General features: G+C 64.8%; 14 protein-coding genes and 1 tRNA gene. 7 read left to right on the top strand and 8 right to left on the bottom strand.

The annotated features are described in order from the left end of the window. Positions 1–56: 56 nt before the first annotated feature. Positions 57–854, bottom strand: a complete 798-nt coding sequence (locus ACSC1Y_RS06730; protein ID WP_435333938.1) for an NAD+ synthase — start codon at positions 852–854, stop codon at positions 57–59. Between the two features lie 276 nt (positions 855–1130). Between ACSC1Y_RS06730 and ACSC1Y_RS06735 the strand changes: the two genes are divergently transcribed. From ACSC1Y_RS06735 to ACSC1Y_RS06750, 4 genes are all read left to right on the top strand, one after another. Then, positions 1131–1201: transfer RNA gene (locus ACSC1Y_RS06735), tRNA-Gly, on the top strand. Positions 1202–1361: 160 nt separating this feature from the next. Next, a complete protein-coding gene (locus ACSC1Y_RS06740) occupies positions 1362–1667 on the top strand; it encodes a hypothetical protein (RefSeq protein WP_435333940.1) in 306 nt (101 codons plus the stop codon). A 17-nt stretch (positions 1668–1684) separates the two neighbouring features. Then, entirely contained in the window at positions 1685–1849 is a 165-nt protein-coding gene (locus ACSC1Y_RS06745) for a hypothetical protein (protein WP_435333941.1), read from the top strand. Positions 1850–1871: 22 nt separating this feature from the next. Further along, a complete protein-coding gene (locus ACSC1Y_RS06750) occupies positions 1872–2390 on the top strand; it encodes a cupin domain-containing protein (RefSeq protein WP_435333943.1) in 519 nt (172 codons plus the stop codon). Here ACSC1Y_RS06750 and ACSC1Y_RS06755 read toward each other — a convergent pair. Next, the gene (locus ACSC1Y_RS06755; RefSeq protein WP_435333945.1) at positions 2366–2521 is read right to left on the bottom strand and encodes a DUF7331 family protein; all 156 of its coding nucleotides are present in this window, start codon (positions 2519–2521) and stop codon (positions 2366–2368) included. The genes ACSC1Y_RS06750 and ACSC1Y_RS06755 overlap by 25 nt on opposite strands. A gap of 94 nt (positions 2522–2615) precedes the next feature. Next, positions 2616–2900: a DUF7577 domain-containing protein gene (locus tag ACSC1Y_RS06760; protein ID WP_435333947.1), complete on the bottom strand. Its 285-nt coding sequence runs from the start codon at positions 2898–2900 to the stop codon at positions 2616–2618. 104 nt (positions 2901–3004) lie between these two features. Here ACSC1Y_RS06760 and ACSC1Y_RS06765 point away from each other — a divergent pair, with 104 nt between their 5' ends. Further along, positions 3005–4300: an aryl-sulfate sulfotransferase gene (locus ACSC1Y_RS06765; RefSeq protein ID WP_435333949.1), complete on the top strand. Its 1296-nt coding sequence runs from the start codon at positions 3005–3007 to the stop codon at positions 4298–4300. Between the two features lie 83 nt (positions 4301–4383). Here the strand turns inward: ACSC1Y_RS06765 and ACSC1Y_RS06770 are convergent, their stop codons facing one another. Continuing rightward, positions 4384–5469: a PQQ-dependent sugar dehydrogenase gene (locus ACSC1Y_RS06770; protein ID WP_435333951.1), complete on the bottom strand. Its 1086-nt coding sequence runs from the start codon at positions 5467–5469 to the stop codon at positions 4384–4386. A gap of 35 nt (positions 5470–5504) precedes the next feature. Beyond that, positions 5505–6404: an acyltransferase gene (locus tag ACSC1Y_RS06775; protein ID WP_435333953.1), complete on the bottom strand. Its 900-nt coding sequence runs from the start codon at positions 6402–6404 to the stop codon at positions 5505–5507. 103 nt (positions 6405–6507) lie between these two features. Between ACSC1Y_RS06775 and ACSC1Y_RS06780 the strand changes: the two genes are divergently transcribed. Continuing rightward, on the top strand, positions 6508–7824 hold the full coding sequence (locus ACSC1Y_RS06780; RefSeq protein ID WP_435333955.1) for a glycoside hydrolase family 68 protein: 1317 nt from the start codon (positions 6508–6510) through the stop codon (positions 7822–7824). Between the two features lie 83 nt (positions 7825–7907). On the opposite strand, the gene ACSC1Y_RS06785 is transcribed toward ACSC1Y_RS06780, so the two are convergent. After that, positions 7908–10049, bottom strand: coding sequence for a GH32 C-terminal domain-containing protein (locus tag ACSC1Y_RS06785; RefSeq protein ID WP_435333956.1), 2142 nt, complete (start codon positions 10047–10049; stop codon positions 7908–7910). A 91-nt stretch (positions 10050–10140) separates the two neighbouring features. Beyond that, positions 10141–10995, bottom strand: a complete 855-nt coding sequence (locus ACSC1Y_RS06790) for a hypothetical protein (RefSeq protein ID WP_435333958.1) — start codon at positions 10993–10995, stop codon at positions 10141–10143. 199 nt (positions 10996–11194) lie between these two features. Between ACSC1Y_RS06790 and ACSC1Y_RS06795 the strand changes: the two genes are divergently transcribed. Beyond that, entirely contained in the window at positions 11195–12247 is a 1053-nt protein-coding gene (locus tag ACSC1Y_RS06795) for an aldo/keto reductase (RefSeq protein ID WP_435333960.1), read from the top strand. A gap of 642 nt (positions 12248–12889) precedes the next feature. On the opposite strand, the gene ACSC1Y_RS06800 is transcribed toward ACSC1Y_RS06795, so the two are convergent. Further along, on the bottom strand, positions 12890–14362 hold the full coding sequence (locus tag ACSC1Y_RS06800) for a heme-binding protein (RefSeq protein ID WP_435333962.1): 1473 nt from the start codon (positions 14360–14362) through the stop codon (positions 12890–12892). Positions 14363–14468: the final 106 nt, after the last annotated feature.

The raw sequence follows: 14468 nt of genomic DNA on the forward strand, positions 1-14468 counted from the left end.
AGTCGGAGAGAGAGTAGCGCCGGGCGTTACAGTGACAACGGCTCGAGGACCGGTCGTTACAGCGACAGCGGCTCCGGAGCCGGCGGCATCGCCCGCTTGTGGACACTCTGGTCGAACAGCGCCCGGACGCGTTCGACGTCCGTCTCGGGGATACCGAGTTCGCGAGCGGTCGCTGCGGTCGAGACGCCGGCTTCGATGTGGAGCGCGACGACCGCGTCTACCGTGTCGTAGTCGACGCCCATCTCGTCGGCGTCGGTCTGGTCCGCCCAGAGTTCCGCCGTCGCCACCTTCTCCGCGAGGTCGTCGGCCGCGCCGAGGTAGCTCGCCAGCTGGCGGACCTGCTGTTTGTACAGGTTTCCGATGGGGTTGCAGTCGACCGCCTGGTCGCCGTACTTCGTGAAGTAGCCCGTCATCGCCTCCGCCTTGTTGCCCGTGCCGAGGACGATGCGGTTCTCCTCGTTCGCGACGTAGTAGTTCACCACGCCGCGGACCCGAGCGCGAGCGTTCCCGACGGCGGTTCGACTCTCGTCCGCACCCGGAATCGAGTCGACGAGCGCGTCGACGATTGGGTCGATCTCGACGACGTCGTACTCGATGTCCAGCTCGCGCGCCACCCGCTCAGCGTCGCTCATGTTCTCGTCACTGGAGACGGCGGCGGGGAGGACGAGCCCGCGGACGCGCTCTTTCCCGAGTGCTTCGACCGCGAGGTACGCCGTCGTCGTGCTGTCGACGCCGCCCGAGAGGCCGATGACCGCCCCATCGGCGCCCGCCGCCGCGACTGTCTCCTCGATGAACGTCACGATGTGGTCGCGCTGTGCGGCCAGTTCAGCCTCAGAGAACCGGAGGTCCAACATGAGCGGTGGTTGGGTCGGCAGGGGTTAATACGTTCGCAGACCGCCCGAAAGAGTGGACGTTCGTCCACCCGGCTCACCCCGCCGCAGTGGACCGATCTGGTCGGTTGAAGCGCTACGTTGAAGTACGACGGTGCGAAATGGTGGAGTACAGATACTACGTTGGTGTGCCAGTGTCCCCACGAGACGTGGATGACAGCTCGGCGCTCCCTGCGGTCGCGCCGGTGGTTCACGGAGTGAAACCACGTGAACCTCGGCGCAACCGAACGTAGTGAGATTGCGCCGGTGGTCCAGTGGTAGGACATTAGCTTCCCAAGCTAATAGCCCGGGTTCAATTCCCGGCCGGCGCACTTTTCCCGCGGGCCAGAGGCGATAGCCGACGGCCCGGGAAACCAGTCTCTCATTACCCTCAGACATTCACGAGACGATATCGACAGACGGCGGCGTTGTGTTAATCAAGGTGAAATAACGGTATCGGCCAATTATAGCTCGCGTATCACGTCATTAGTTATGACACTGTTGGCCGTTGGAGGTAGCAGGGGATTGGAGGAGATGTACTTCGAGACGCTGATTCACGGAGATTGTACCGCTGGACCGTCGACGACTCGCGCCGGCGTGTCCGACCGACCGAACGTCATCGGACTCCACTACGACGCGAGTAGACTACGCGAGCGCTGGCCGGCACTCGCCAGGGCGGACGTGAAGAACGATTTCGCGTCGGTCAGGGCGACGGTCGTTCGAGACTGGGAGCAAATCGACCACGCGGACCTCCGCGTCGACCCGTCCGCGGTGGTCGAACTGAGCGACGGTGACTGACCGTGCGGTTTCCGACGATGGTCCGACTCGGCGTCGGTGGCTCGTTGTTCCTCGCCGGCAGTTTCGGGCTGATGTTCCTGCTCGAGGGCCACGAGTACGTCCTCGGAGTCGTCGGTATCGTCCTCGTCTGTACGGCGGTCATGACACTGCTACTGGAGTCCGAGCTCCGCCGTGCGTACTGAGGGAGAATCACGGGAAACGACCATGGAACCAGTCATCGTAGTTGGAGGGATGTCCTGGACGATTCACGAGGACGAACTCGACTGGACGGAGACCCGCCGTGGGGAGACCCGATTCCGGCGGAAGCAGCTGACGGCGGCGACGGCTGCGGAACGGCTCGGAGCGAGCCTGTACGAACTCCCTCCGGGGAGTCGCTCGTGGCCGTTCCACTTCCACACGGGGAACGAAGAGGCCATCTACGCCCTCTCCGGGACGGGGACCGTCCGGTTCACCGACGAGGAGGCGTCCCTCGAACCGGGGACGTTCGTCTCGCTTCCGGCAGGGGAACGGGGTGGCCATCGCGTCGTCAATACGGGGACGGAGCCGCTACGGTACCTGTGCGTGTCGACGATGCGTGATCCGGACGTGACGGTGTACCCCGAATCGGAAAAACTAGGCGTGTTCGCCGGCGCACCACCGGGCGGCGACGCGGACGCGCGAACTGTCGACGGCTACTACCCGCTGGACGAGTCCGTCGACTACTGGGAGGGCGAAGAGCGGTAGTCGGACTCGGTGAGCGGTACTGTGATATCGGACTCGATCCAGGCATCGAGGTTCTCGCGGTCGTAGATGATGAGTCCGTTGACCGTCTCGCGGCCCACGTAGCGCTCCTGTTCGGTATCGGTCGTGTTCATTCGACTCGAAAACCGCTACTCGGGGGTACCGTATATGCTTGCTGGCCCAGGACGGCCGAAACGGCTTTTATGTGGGCTGAGACGGCCGCAACGCCTATACACCAGTGAGAGATTTTGCGCACGACCAGCAGTATCTGAACACTGTCGTCCGTTCGTTCTCGGTCCCACAGTGTGGGCAGTACCGGGCACCCTCGGCCTCACCTCCCCGATCGTTGGGTGGTGCGCGCGCCGGCGCCTCACCGACCGCGTACCCCTCGCCGTCGAGTATCGGACGCGAGCGTGGCTCCTCGGACCGCCGGAGGTAGTACAGGTACACCACCAGCTGTAGCACCGCGAACACGAGGAGATAGCCCACCGCCCAGTTCCAGACCTCGGTCATGCTATGGTATAGTCTGCCACGCCACTTCATTGTTGGCTTCTGTATCTCGTGAGGTACTCGTAGTGTTCCGTCAGAGTTAGGCCGCGTCACACGTATCGCGGGATATGGAACGACGGTCCCGCGTCCTGACACTCTCTGCTGTCCTCCTGGTGGTGACGGTCTACCTCGGCCTGCAAGCCGTGGTCGCAGCACCAGCCGCCACACAGGCCACCAACTCGACGGGGAACGACACCGCGAACGATTCTGTCTACGCCGCACACGCCGGAAACACCCTCATCGGGGTCCAGAGCTACGGCGACAAGTTCGAAGGCCGCGCCATCGAGGTGACACCCGATGGTACGGTCGTTTGGGAGTACGCACCGGAGAACTCCCGCGTCTTCGACACCGAGTTGCTCGCGAACGGGAACGTGCTCGTCTCCGTGGCGACGAAACGACCCGAATCAGCCTGTCCAGATGCCTTCGCGAAGGACGGCTGTGTCCACAACCGCGTGCTCGAACTCGATTACGAGACGAAAGAGGAGGTCTGGAACTACTCGTGGTACGACGTCTTCGTACACAACCACGAGGTACACGACGCAGACCGCCTGCCCAACGGCGAGACGGCCATCATCGACATGGGCAACAATCGCGCCTTCACGGTGAACGAGCAGAAGGAGATCACCTGGAGCTGGAAGGCGAAAGAACACCTCGGCGAGGGCTCGAAGTTCGACGAGCAGTACGGCAGTCCCGAGTACTCCGGCGCCGAGAACGACTGGACCCACATGAACGACATCGACCAGCTCGACAACGGGAACTTCCAGCTCTCCATTCGGAACTTCGACGTCGTCATCGAGGTCGACCGCGAGACCAAAGAGGTCGTCAGCGTGGTCGGTAAACCCGGCGAGCACGACATCCTCCACGAACAGCACAACCCGATGCGGCTGAACGGGACCGTCCTCGTCGCCGACTCGGAGAACGACCGCGTCGTCGAGTACGACGTCGAGACCGGCGAGAAGGTCTGGGAGTACAGCCAGGGCGTGCTCTGGCCGCGTGACGCCGACCGCCTCGAGAACGGGAACACGCTCATCGTGGATACGTTCAACAACCGCGTCATCGAGGTCGACGACCAGGGCGAGGTCGTCTGGGAGTACGGCGGCATCATGATGCCCTACGCTGCCGACCGCCTCGACAGTCCCGAGGAGTCCGACACGAGAGTCACCGGCCAGAACTTCACGAGCAAGGTCGAGAGCGAAGGGATCCAGAAGAAGGTCGGAACCTACGTCGCGTGGGCGCGCTTCGTCGTCCCCGGCTGGGTCGCCATCGAGGAGTACGCGGCCGCGCTCGTGGGCGTACTGGCCTCCCTCGTCATGCTGTTCGACCTCGCCATCCTCGGCGTGGGCAGGATGCGCGCGACGAACTAGCGTCCTCCTTCTGCCGGTATGCGTTTACCGGCCTACGTTCACCAGCCTACGTCTACCGGCCTACGTCTACTATCTCGACGGCATCACGGCGGCCTGACCCTGAACACCGCGTCGTCCGTCGGCGCCGGATTCCCGCGGCCGTCCTGGTTGCTCGTCGTCAGGTAGAGGTGTCCGTCGGGACCGGTGAACGTCGTCCGTATCCGGCCGAGGTCGGTGAACAGCGCCTGTTGCGTGACGACCTCGTCGTCCTCGACGACGAGTCGTCGGAGGTGTTCGCCGGCCAGCGCACCGACGAAGAAGCTCCCGCGCCACTCGCGGATGTCCCCGTCGTAGTAAGCACAGCTCGCGGGTGCGATGGTGGGCGTCCACGAGACGAGCGGGTTGGTGTACGCCGACTCACTGCTGTGGCCGGAGACCACGGGCCAGCCGTAGTTGCCACCGGCCTCGATCCGGCCGAACTCGTCGCCGTAGTCCGGGCCGTGGTCCGTGACGTACCACCGGCCGTCGACGGAGACGAGTCCCTGCGGATTGCGAAAGCCGTACGCGAAGACCGCGTTTCCGAATGGGTTCCGCGGGTGGGGGTCGCCGTCGCGAGTGATTCGGAGGATCTTCCCAGCGAGTGAATCGGTGTTCTGCGCGGCGGCCGGGTTCCCGGCGTCACCGGTCGTCACGTAGAGGGCGTTCTCCGGACCGATGGCGAGTCGCCCGCCGTCGTGAACCTGTCCGGCCGGGATGTCGTCGAACAGCACGCGTCGGACCGCGAACCCACGCGAAGCGTCCAGTTCGAGGACGCGGTTCGTCAATACGCCGTCCTCCGCGTGCGTCTGATAGACGAACGCCCGGTCCGGGTCCAGCGGGTCGAACACCAGGCCGAGGAGGCCACCCTCGCCGACCTGTTCCGTCGAACCGGTCAGGTCGCGGACGAGTCCCGTATCTCGACCGGTCAGCTGCTGGATACGACCCGGCCGTTCGGTGACGTAGAGGTCGCCCGTCCGGGGATGAAATGCCGCGCCCCACGGAGTCCGGAGGCGCATTCTGACCCGCTCGAGTCGGAGTGGTCTCGGCTCGTCCGTCGTTTCCGTCGCCGTCCCGGGAGTGAGGTTCAGACAGCCCGCGCTGACGCCACTCGCGGCCGCGGCCAACGACTTGATGACCCGCCGACGGTGCATTAAAGTCCGATAGGACTGGACCGCGTAAAAATCTGTTACTTCGACGGAGACAGGTCACGCTGGAACTCGTCGAAGACCTCGATATCGTCGGGTAGCGTGTACTCGAGCTTGCGCTCAGCCCGACGGGTCTCGTGTTCTTCGTCGACCCCGACCGCCGCGTCCTCCCAGCCGGGCTTGACGCGGACGCTCCTGGCCGGCTGTCCGACCACGACGTGGTGAGCCGGGATGTCAGTCTGGACGACCGCACGGGAACCGACGAGCGAGTTCTCGCCGATACGACAGCCGGCCCGGACGACGGTGTCGAAGGTGAGTCGGACGTCGTCCTCGACGATGGTGTGGTAGTTCTCGACGTGCGTCTGGTCGACGACGTCGTGGTCGTGGCTGTAGACGTGCGCCCCGTCCGAGATAGAGACGCGGCTCCCGATGGTGAGCTTCCCGCGGTCGTCGAGGTGGACGTCGTCGTGGACGACCACGTTGTCGCCGATGGAGATGTTGTGTCCGTAGGTGAACGTGATGCCCTTGAAGAACCGGCAGTTGTCCCCGCACTCGTCGAACAGGTGATTCGCGAGCATCTGGCGGAACCGAAGCGCGAACTCGACGTTGTCGGCCATCGGTGTGGCGTCGAACTGCCGCCAGAGCCACTGGAGGTGCTTCGACTCCTTGAACGCCTCCTCGTCCTTCTCGGCGTAGTACTCCGATTCGAGGGTCGTGTTACACGGATCGTAGCCCTGAAGCCGGACCCGCTCTGCGGCGGAGACGTCGTCACCGTTCTGCCAGCGTTCGTAGGCGTCGCGGTCGCCGTGGAGGTCGACGAGCACGTCGGTGACCACTTCGCACGTATTCTCGTCAGATGACAGTCGGTCGTCCACCTCCTCGATGAACGTTCGCACCCCTGCTTCGGCTGCATCGGGGAGGGCGACGTGACGTTTGGTCATGGAACTGCATTCGTGTGCCAGCCATATTAAAACGGAGCCCAATGGACCGGGGAAATTGCCGGAAGTGGCTGGTTCCTTTGCAGACGACGCTGATACCCCTCGTATGCACGAGCAACCGCCGCGTCTCGAGACTCCCGCGTGGACCCGCGCGCAGACCGCGGGAATCGCGCGAACCGACGATGCAGTCGCCCCGGTCATCTATCCTCCCAGCACGAAGACGGACCCCGATTACCACGTCTGGGATACGTGGCTCCTTCGAGAGCGAGACGGGAGCGTCGCGACCCCCGGCGGCTATCGCGTCATCTTCTGCCTCTCCGCACCTGCCGAACTGCTCCCCGGCAAGCGACACGACGTCGCGACTATCCGGTACTTCTACTCCGACGACGGCGAGACCTGGCACCGTGGCGGCGTCGCGGTCGAACCAGACGAAGCGTTCGGCTCGCGCCAGTGGGCCGGCTCCGCACTGCTGGACGACGACGGGACGCTGTACCTCTACTATACCGCGGCCGGCTTCGCGGGTGAGGAGGAGCTCACCTACACCCAGCGACTGGCCTGCGCCTCGGGCGGGACGGTATCGGTCGACGGAGACGCACGACAGGAATCGGGCGACGCCCTCTCGCTCGACGGCCCGTGGGAGCACGAGATACTGCTCGAGCCGGACGGCGCCCGGTACGAGACCGAGACTCAGTCGCGGGGGATGACCTACACCTTCCGCGACCCGTGGTTCTTCGAGGACCCCGAGAGCGGCGAGACCTACCTCCTGTTCGAGGCGAACACCCCCGTCCCCGAGGGTAGCGACCGCTGTGGCGGCGACCCGGCCCAGCAGGAGTTCAACGGGAGCGTCGGCATCGCCCACTCGCCCACCGGCGACCCGACCGACTGGGAGTTCCGCGACCCCCTGCTCGACGCCGTCGGCGTCAACCAGGAGCTCGAACGGCCACATCTCGTCGTCGACGACGGGAGCTACTACCTGTTCATCTCCAGCCACGTCCACACGTTCGCGCCCGGGCTGGCCGGCTACGACGCCCTGTACGGCTTCGTCGCCGACGGGCTGTTCGGCGAGTACGAACCCCTCAACGGGTCGGGGCTCGTCCTCACGAACCCCGCGAACGCCCCCTTCCAGTCGTACTCCTGGCTGGTCTACCCGCACCGCGACGAACTGCTCGTGACGAGCTTCTTCAACTACTACGACTTCGACCGGCCCTCCCTCGACGATATCGCCCTACTCCCCGACGACGAGCAGTTACGTCGGTTCGGCGGGACGCTCGCGCCCACAGTCAGGCTCGGTTACGGCGGCGAGGAGACGTGGGTGAAGGGAACCCTCTCGCACGGGCACCTGCCGGTCACGGACGAGGAACTTCCGCCGGCGAGCTTCGAAGAGCGGTACGGGAGCCGCGAGGAGGTCGAAGGAGAGTACTGAGAAGCGGCGACGAACTCTGAGAGGCGACGGAAAGTACTGAAACGGATCCGAAAACGAGGGATGACGGCCGACGGCGACTCTCGTTACCGACCAGCCGGCCACACCGACTCTAGCTCCCACGTTTCGACGTCGACGTCGACCGGGCCGTCGCGGGCGTGAACCGAGACGCCCGTCGCGTCGTTCCGGGTCGGGTAGACCCGGCTCGTGAGGCAGTGGCGCTCGTTCGCGAACAGCTCGACGACGGAGCCGTCGACGAAGACGCGCAGGTCGAGCGGGCCCGACTCGGGTATCGGCAATCGCTGTTCGTCGGTGGTTGCGGCGGGATCGCGGCTGCTCTCCGTCCGGTCGACGACGAGCTCCTCTCCCGCGTAGCGGATGGCTGTTCGTTCCGAGAGCGCGGGCGATTCGCAGACGCCGAGCTCGAACCGCCCGCCCGGCGAGACGTCGACCGTGAGTTCGAGCTCGATAGCGCCCGAGTCGCAGTCGAGTCGGCGGTGTGCGTCGGTCGGGAGTCCGAGCCGCCGGGACTCGACCTGCTCGCCGCGGAGCGCGGCGAGCTCCTCGGCGGGACGTTGTTCGAGCCGGCCGTCGTCGTCGAGCGAGAGCTCCCGGGGGAGCGAGAGCAGCCCGGACCAGCCCGCGGCCCACTGGGCGTCCATCCCGCGGGCCTCGGGCAGCCAGCCGAAGGTGAGTTCTCGGCCGTCGCTCGTCGAGAGCGACTGTGGCGCGTAGAAATCGCCGTGGTCGAGTACCCCTTCGCGTTCGACCGTGAATTCGGGCGTCGAGAGCGTCGCATCGCCGACGAAGTACCGGACCGTATCGTAGTTCGAGACGTGCAAGAGCTGGCGGTCGCCGAAGTCGAGTAGTTCCGGACATTCCCAGACGATTCCGTGGCCGTCCTCGCCCGTCAGGAGGGGACCGACGTACTCCCAGTCGTCCAGCGCGGTTCCCCGGTAGAGCAGGGCCGTCCCGCCCACGTCGCGAACACCGGAGCCGACGAGGTGGTACCAGCAGTCGTCGTCCTCGTCGCGCCAGACGCAATGGTCGCGGAACTCGGCCGACCAGTCGTCGGTCGAGAGGACGTCGAGGTCGTCGGGTGCCGCGGCGATAACGGGGTTGTCGGCGTGTTTCGTCCACGACCGGAGACCGTCGGTGCTGGTCGCGAGACACGGGAGCTGGACGTGTCCCCGTCCGCCGGTGTACAGCAGTGTGGGCGTCCCATTCTCGTCGACGACGGTGCAGCCCGACCAGCAGCCGTCGTGGTCGGGACCGTCCGGTGTCGGCGCGAGCGCGACCGGTTCGTCTCGCCAGTGGAGGAGGTCGTCGCTGACGGCGTGCCCCCAGTGAATCGAGCCGTGGAACGGCCCCGTCGGGTTGTACTGGTAGAAGACGTGGTACTCGCCGTCGTGCTCGACGAGGCCGTTCGGGTCGTTGAGCCAATTCGCGGGCGGCGAGAGGTGATAGGCAGGCCGGTGATGGTCGTCCGCGAGGTGCTCGCGCAGGCGTGCGAACCCGTCGGTCGTCGCGGGGCGGCCCCAGACGTCGCTTCCCCTGTCCGTTCCCAGCGAGCCCACCAGGTTCCGGACGAACTGCGCGTGGGCCATCTCGGCCTCGTAATCGCCGGGGTCGCGAAAGGAGAGGGCGGAGCCGACGCCGACCACGCGGCCCGCCCCGGGCTGCCACTCGACGAGCGTCCGGTGACCGACGAGGTCCTCGTCGCCCCGGACCGAGCAGGCGAGCACGTCCCCCTGCGCCGGTGCAAGCCGTTCGTACCGGGCGAACGACTGCTCGCGGTTGGGTGCGCGGACGAAGAACCGTCGGCCGCCGAACGTCTCGAACGCGGGGTGTGCGTCGTGCAACGACCGACGCAGGAAGCCCGCCCGGCCCGTTATCTCCTCGACCCCTGTCGCATCGGGTGCCACGTCGTCGAAGCCGAGGGGAGCGACGGCGGCCATCGCCTGGAGGCTCAACAGCAGGCCGCCGCCCGATTCGACGTACGCCCGGAGCGGGACCCGGATACCGGAGACGTCCACGTCGAGTGGTTCCTCGCGGTGCCACCACACCACGTCGTACGCGGAGAGGTCGACGGCGCCGTCTGCGAGTACGTCGACCGAGAGTCGGTCCGCCCGGGCCGCGGTCTCGGCACACCAGTCGTAGGCGGCGCGCTGCTCCTCGCTCGGGTTCGCGACGTAGAGACACGCGACGCGGACCGGTAGGTCGTCCATTGGCGGGAGTTACTCGGGGACGAGAAAAAGGGTTTCTCGTACGGCAAGGGCCGCGCCAGTCGGTGCCCCCAACCGGAAGTGACCCTCGAACTTACTGATACGGCGAGCAGTTGCAGCACTCCTCACCTTCAATATTGAGGTTGTGCGTGATGGTCTCTGTGCTACCAATCTGCTCGTTGAGACAATAGCTCTCGATGGTGTGGGGGAGACCGACGTTATTGTCGATGTCGGAAACCTCGAACATCATCATTGTGTGTATACGCTCACGCGCATCGTCGTTGGTGAAGCTCCAGTCATAGTTCATAGTTCTCGTGTCGCTGGAGGCTTGCTGGTACTTGTCGTATAACTGGTGCATGTCGTTGTAATACCCGACGCTGTCAGCAACCACACGATATGGCGTCGCCACCGTGTCCTCGAAGATGTCGACTCCATACTGGAAGGATTTGAAAGCTGCATCCTGTGCGAAGTCCTCGAGGTCGTAGTAATCATTCTGCTGTTCGTCGAACCGTGAGATCCACTTCGGCTCACTGTTCTCCTGTGGGAAGTCCCACTCAGCACCAGACGCCGACCCCTCATCCGGATACTCAACGGACGTGTACATCGAGGGAATATCGATCTGTGGTTCGCCGGTGTCTTTTACGTAGGCGACGCACATGTTATGAACCGGGATGTAGTACTTTATCCGGCTACTGTGGTCCATTTCGTAAGGTCCATCGACTCGGACTGTAGACGCATGGACGAATTCCTTCTCGACCATCTCGCTCGTCCCATCCTTGTCACCCCAGTACGTGGTCGTATTTACCTTCGTATTTTCGTACTGATAACAGTAACCTGCCCGCGCAGTTTCAGCCTCTGAAAGGAGGGCACCACCCGCTGCGATGGCAGCACCAGCGGAGCCAATCGATTGCAGCATGCTTCGACGGGAACGGTTATTTCCAGAACCCATGGCCAATGGATATGGCTGGAAGTGTAAATTAGTTTTGGAACAGATATTTTTGACACCAATTGAGTTCAGTCTCGTCGATTTACAGGGTTACACATTCTAAAAATGGCAACGTAATCCTGTCCACGGATGATTCTCGACCTTTCTCAGTCGCCGGGAACGAAGCACACTCGCTAAGTGGTCCGGTTTCCAAGTCGCGGGTATGCACTACCGCGAACTCGGCGATTCGGGACTGGAGGTCTCCGAGATCGGTTTCGGCGCGTGGGTCGTCGGCACGGACTGGTGGGGCGACCGCACCGAAGAGCAGGCCATCGAGATGGTCCAGTACGCCCTCGACCAGGGTATCACCTACTTCGACACGGGGGACGTCTACGGTCACGGCCGCAGCGAAGAACTCATCGGGAAGGCACTGGGCGACCGCCGCGACGAGGTCGTCGTCGCCACGAAGGTCGGCTACGACTTCTACAACAACCCGCAGGCCGGCCACGGCGAGCTCCCGAAGGAGCTGAACGGCGAGTACATCCGCACAGCAACCGAGCGGAGCCTCGAACGACTCGACTTCGACACCATCGACGTGCTCCAGCTGCACAACGCCAACGTCGACGAGGTCGACGAGGACGTCCTCGAGACCCTCGACGAACTCCGCGAGGAGGGCCTCGTCGACGCCATCGGCTGGGCGCTCGGCCCCTCCATCGGCTGGCTCGCCGAGGGAGACATGGCTATCACCGAAGAGTTCGACTCGCTCCAGCTGGTCTGGAACGTGCTCGAACAGGAGGTCGGCAACCACTTCCTCGAGACCATCGAGGAGACCGGCTCGTCGACCAGCCTTATCCCCCGCGTGCCCCACTCCTCCGGCGTCCTGAACGAGCAGGTCACCCGCGACACCGAACTCGCGGCCGACGACCACCGTTCCTACCGCCCAGACGCCTGGTACGAGACGGGCTGGGAGAAGCTCGACACGCTCCGGTTCCTCGAGCGGGACGGAGAGCGAACCATGTCGCAGGCCAGCCTCCAGTGGCTGCTCGCCCACGACGAGGTCGCCTCTATCACGCCGACCTTCCGGACCACCGACGACATCGACGAGTGGGCCGCCGCGAGCGACGTGCCGCCGCTCTCCGACGACGAGTTCGAGCGCGTCCAGAAGCTCTACACGAACGGCTTCGAGATCGACCGCGGCGACGGGATGGACACGCTCCGATCCTCGGTCGGTGGAGAGGACATCGAGAAGGCAGGAATCGACAAACACGTAGCCTGAAACGCCGTCGGCCACCACACCGAACGCACCATTAGCTTTATTCCCGTAGCAACTAGTTAAAATTGCTCTCGGCGAGGAAACGAACTCGCCACAGAGAGCGAACGACCCATCATCGCCGAATCTCGTGCCGAAATACGTCAGGCACGTCTTCCACCGACGTGTTCGACGTACCGTCCCGACAACACGTTCTTATCCCCCCTGCGTGTAGCCGTCGGGGCCGCCCGTCCGTACGCCGCCCTACCCCCGCGGCAGCACGGGTGATGGCACACAAGGCTCGGACAGCTTTTCAGTCCGAACCTGACTGTGTCTTTTGAGACTTCAGTAGAGCGCTTCTCCTAGCCCCAGTGGACGGCCGACTACGCCCACCGGCCACCGGCGACACCCACCCCCATTTCCAGTGGAAACCACTAGACTGCAGTCCGAGGGATTCGAGAATCATCACTTTCACTTTGCAGCCCGAACTTTCACTTTGCAGCCCGCACTGTCTGCATCCCGAACCGGCGACAGTCGGTCTGTTCGCAGGACGGGCGTCGTCTACACACCGTGTCAGGCTAGACGAACGCAGCGGAGTCAGCGCGGGGAAGTGAGCGGTCGACGACGGGGCGAGAAAACGACGAAATCGCAGCCAAAACGTGCCTCGACTCAGGCGAGGAAGACGTGACGCGGGCGGTCCGCGAGGACGTCCCGACCCCAGTCGACCGTGTTCGAGAAGGCGTCGGAACGGAAGAACGCCATCGCGTCCTCCTTCGACTCCCAGCGCGAGGCGATGAACATGTCGTTCTCGTCCTCGCGGTTCGCCAGTAGATCGGTCTCGATGTGGCCGTCCATGTCCACGAGCACCTCCCCTACGGTCGCGAACTTCTCCGTGAAGTCCTCGCGGTGCTCGGGCTTGACGGTGTAGAACATCCCCATCGTGCCCCAGGTGTCCGAGTCGGCATCGTCGCCGGCCTGACGGACGATGTCCGGCAGGTCGCTCAGGAACCCACTGGCGGTGTCCGCTGCCGACTGGGTCTCCCAGATGCTGACGATGGCGGTCGGGGAGTCGCCGCTGCTCTCGTAGACCGCCGTCTTGACGTGCGAGTCGTAGTGGTCGAAGTTCGACCGGAGGCCGTCGACCTCCTCGAACAGCTCGCCGGCGTCCGCCTCGGAGTAGAGGACGACCGCGTAGACATCCTCGCCGTGGGGTTTGCCGCCGTAGACACCGCGGTCTTCGAGTTCGTCGCGGACACCGGCGCCCGGGTGAGCGTCCTGTCCGTGACCGTCGGCATCACCGTGGTGGTGGCCGTGGCCGTCCCCACCGTGGGCATCGCTGCCGTGGTGGTGGCCGCCGTCCTCGGCCGGAATCGGCTCGCCCGCGAGGAACGCGCCGAGGTCCGACTGGTCCATCCGACGGCCGAAGTAGAACGTGCCGAACTCGGCGAACCGGCTCGTCGACGGGTCGAAGCGCATCTCGTACAGCAGGTCCTTGACCTCGGTCGGCTCGTCCGACCAGAGGGTGACGCCCCACTCGTGGTCGTCGAAGCCGACGCTGGAGGTGATCATCTGCTGGACCTTCCCGGCGTAGTCGCGGCCGATGTCACCGTGGCTCGCCATGTGCTCGGCTCGCTCGTCGTGGGGCATGTCGTACCAGTTGTCCTCCGGTCCGCGGCGCTTGCTCATCGGGTAGAACGAGATGTACTCCATCTCGGGGATAGCCGGGTGCAGCCGCGACCGGATGTACTTCGCCAGCCCGGAGTCCTCGTCGACCTCGCCCTCGAAGTACTCGCGGGCGCGCTCGGTGTAGCCCGACGCCTCCGTGACGGAGACGTACGAACTCGTCTGCTCGGTGAAGCCGGCGAGTTCGGTCGCCTCGAAGGCGCGTTCGAGCCGGTCGAGGTCGGCCATCGTCGGCCGGAGGTGCAGGACCAGCAGGTCGGCCTTGTGGCCCAGCACGGTGAAGATGGCCGTGCCGCCCGCCTGGGGGTCGTCGTGGGCGTCGAAGAACGCGACGCCCTCGTCGAGTACGCGCTCGCGAACTCGTTCGGGTGCGTCGCGCCACGCGTCCCAGTCCACCGTCCGGAAGTCGTGCAGTGCGTACCAGCCTTCCTCCGTCAACGGAGGCTCGCGTCGCTCCATGTCCGTGGGTTCGGGCGAGCGGGCTAATGGCTTGCTGTTCGGGGCGGGTTCGGGTTGCGAGGTGGAGACGGACACCGTGGCGCGCGCTGTGAGTCGGTCCGAACGG

The sequence above is a fragment of the Haloarchaeobius lipolyticus genome, assembly GCF_051208015.1.
In the GTDB taxonomy this organism is placed as follows: Archaea; Halobacteriota; Halobacteria; order Halobacteriales; family Natrialbaceae; genus Haloarchaeobius.

What these genes read in the sequence shown, in the direction of transcription:
- ACSC1Y_RS06730 (WP_435333938.1), bottom strand. Translation starts at nt 854, where the DNA reads ATGTTGGACCTCCGGTTCTCTGAGGCTGAACTGGCCGCACAGCGCGAC.
- ACSC1Y_RS06740 (WP_435333940.1), top strand. Translation starts at nt 1,362, where the DNA reads ATGACACTGTTGGCCGTTGGAGGTAGCAGGGGATTGGAGGAGATGTAC.
- ACSC1Y_RS06745 (WP_435333941.1), top strand. Translation starts at nt 1,685, where the DNA reads ATGGTCCGACTCGGCGTCGGTGGCTCGTTGTTCCTCGCCGGCAGTTTC.
- ACSC1Y_RS06750 (WP_435333943.1), top strand. Translation starts at nt 1,872, where the DNA reads ATGGAACCAGTCATCGTAGTTGGAGGGATGTCCTGGACGATTCACGAG.
- ACSC1Y_RS06755 (WP_435333945.1), bottom strand. Translation starts at nt 2,521, where the DNA reads ATGAACACGACCGATACCGAACAGGAGCGCTACGTGGGCCGCGAGACG.
- ACSC1Y_RS06760 (WP_435333947.1), bottom strand. Translation starts at nt 2,900, where the DNA reads ATGACCGAGGTCTGGAACTGGGCGGTGGGCTATCTCCTCGTGTTCGCG.
- ACSC1Y_RS06765 (WP_435333949.1), top strand. Translation starts at nt 3,005, where the DNA reads ATGGAACGACGGTCCCGCGTCCTGACACTCTCTGCTGTCCTCCTGGTG.
- ACSC1Y_RS06770 (WP_435333951.1), bottom strand. Translation starts at nt 5,469, where the DNA reads ATGCACCGTCGGCGGGTCATCAAGTCGTTGGCCGCGGCCGCGAGTGGC.
- ACSC1Y_RS06775 (WP_435333953.1), bottom strand. Translation starts at nt 6,404, where the DNA reads ATGACCAAACGTCACGTCGCCCTCCCCGATGCAGCCGAAGCAGGGGTG.
- ACSC1Y_RS06780 (WP_435333955.1), top strand. Translation starts at nt 6,508, where the DNA reads ATGCACGAGCAACCGCCGCGTCTCGAGACTCCCGCGTGGACCCGCGCG.
- ACSC1Y_RS06785 (WP_435333956.1), bottom strand. Translation starts at nt 10,049, where the DNA reads ATGGACGACCTACCGGTCCGCGTCGCGTGTCTCTACGTCGCGAACCCG.
- ACSC1Y_RS06790 (WP_435333958.1), bottom strand. Translation starts at nt 10,995, where the DNA reads ATGGGTTCTGGAAATAACCGTTCCCGTCGAAGCATGCTGCAATCGATT.
- ACSC1Y_RS06795 (WP_435333960.1), top strand. Translation starts at nt 11,195, where the DNA reads ATGCACTACCGCGAACTCGGCGATTCGGGACTGGAGGTCTCCGAGATC.
- ACSC1Y_RS06800 (WP_435333962.1), bottom strand. Translation starts at nt 14,362, where the DNA reads ATGGAGCGACGCGAGCCTCCGTTGACGGAGGAAGGCTGGTACGCACTG.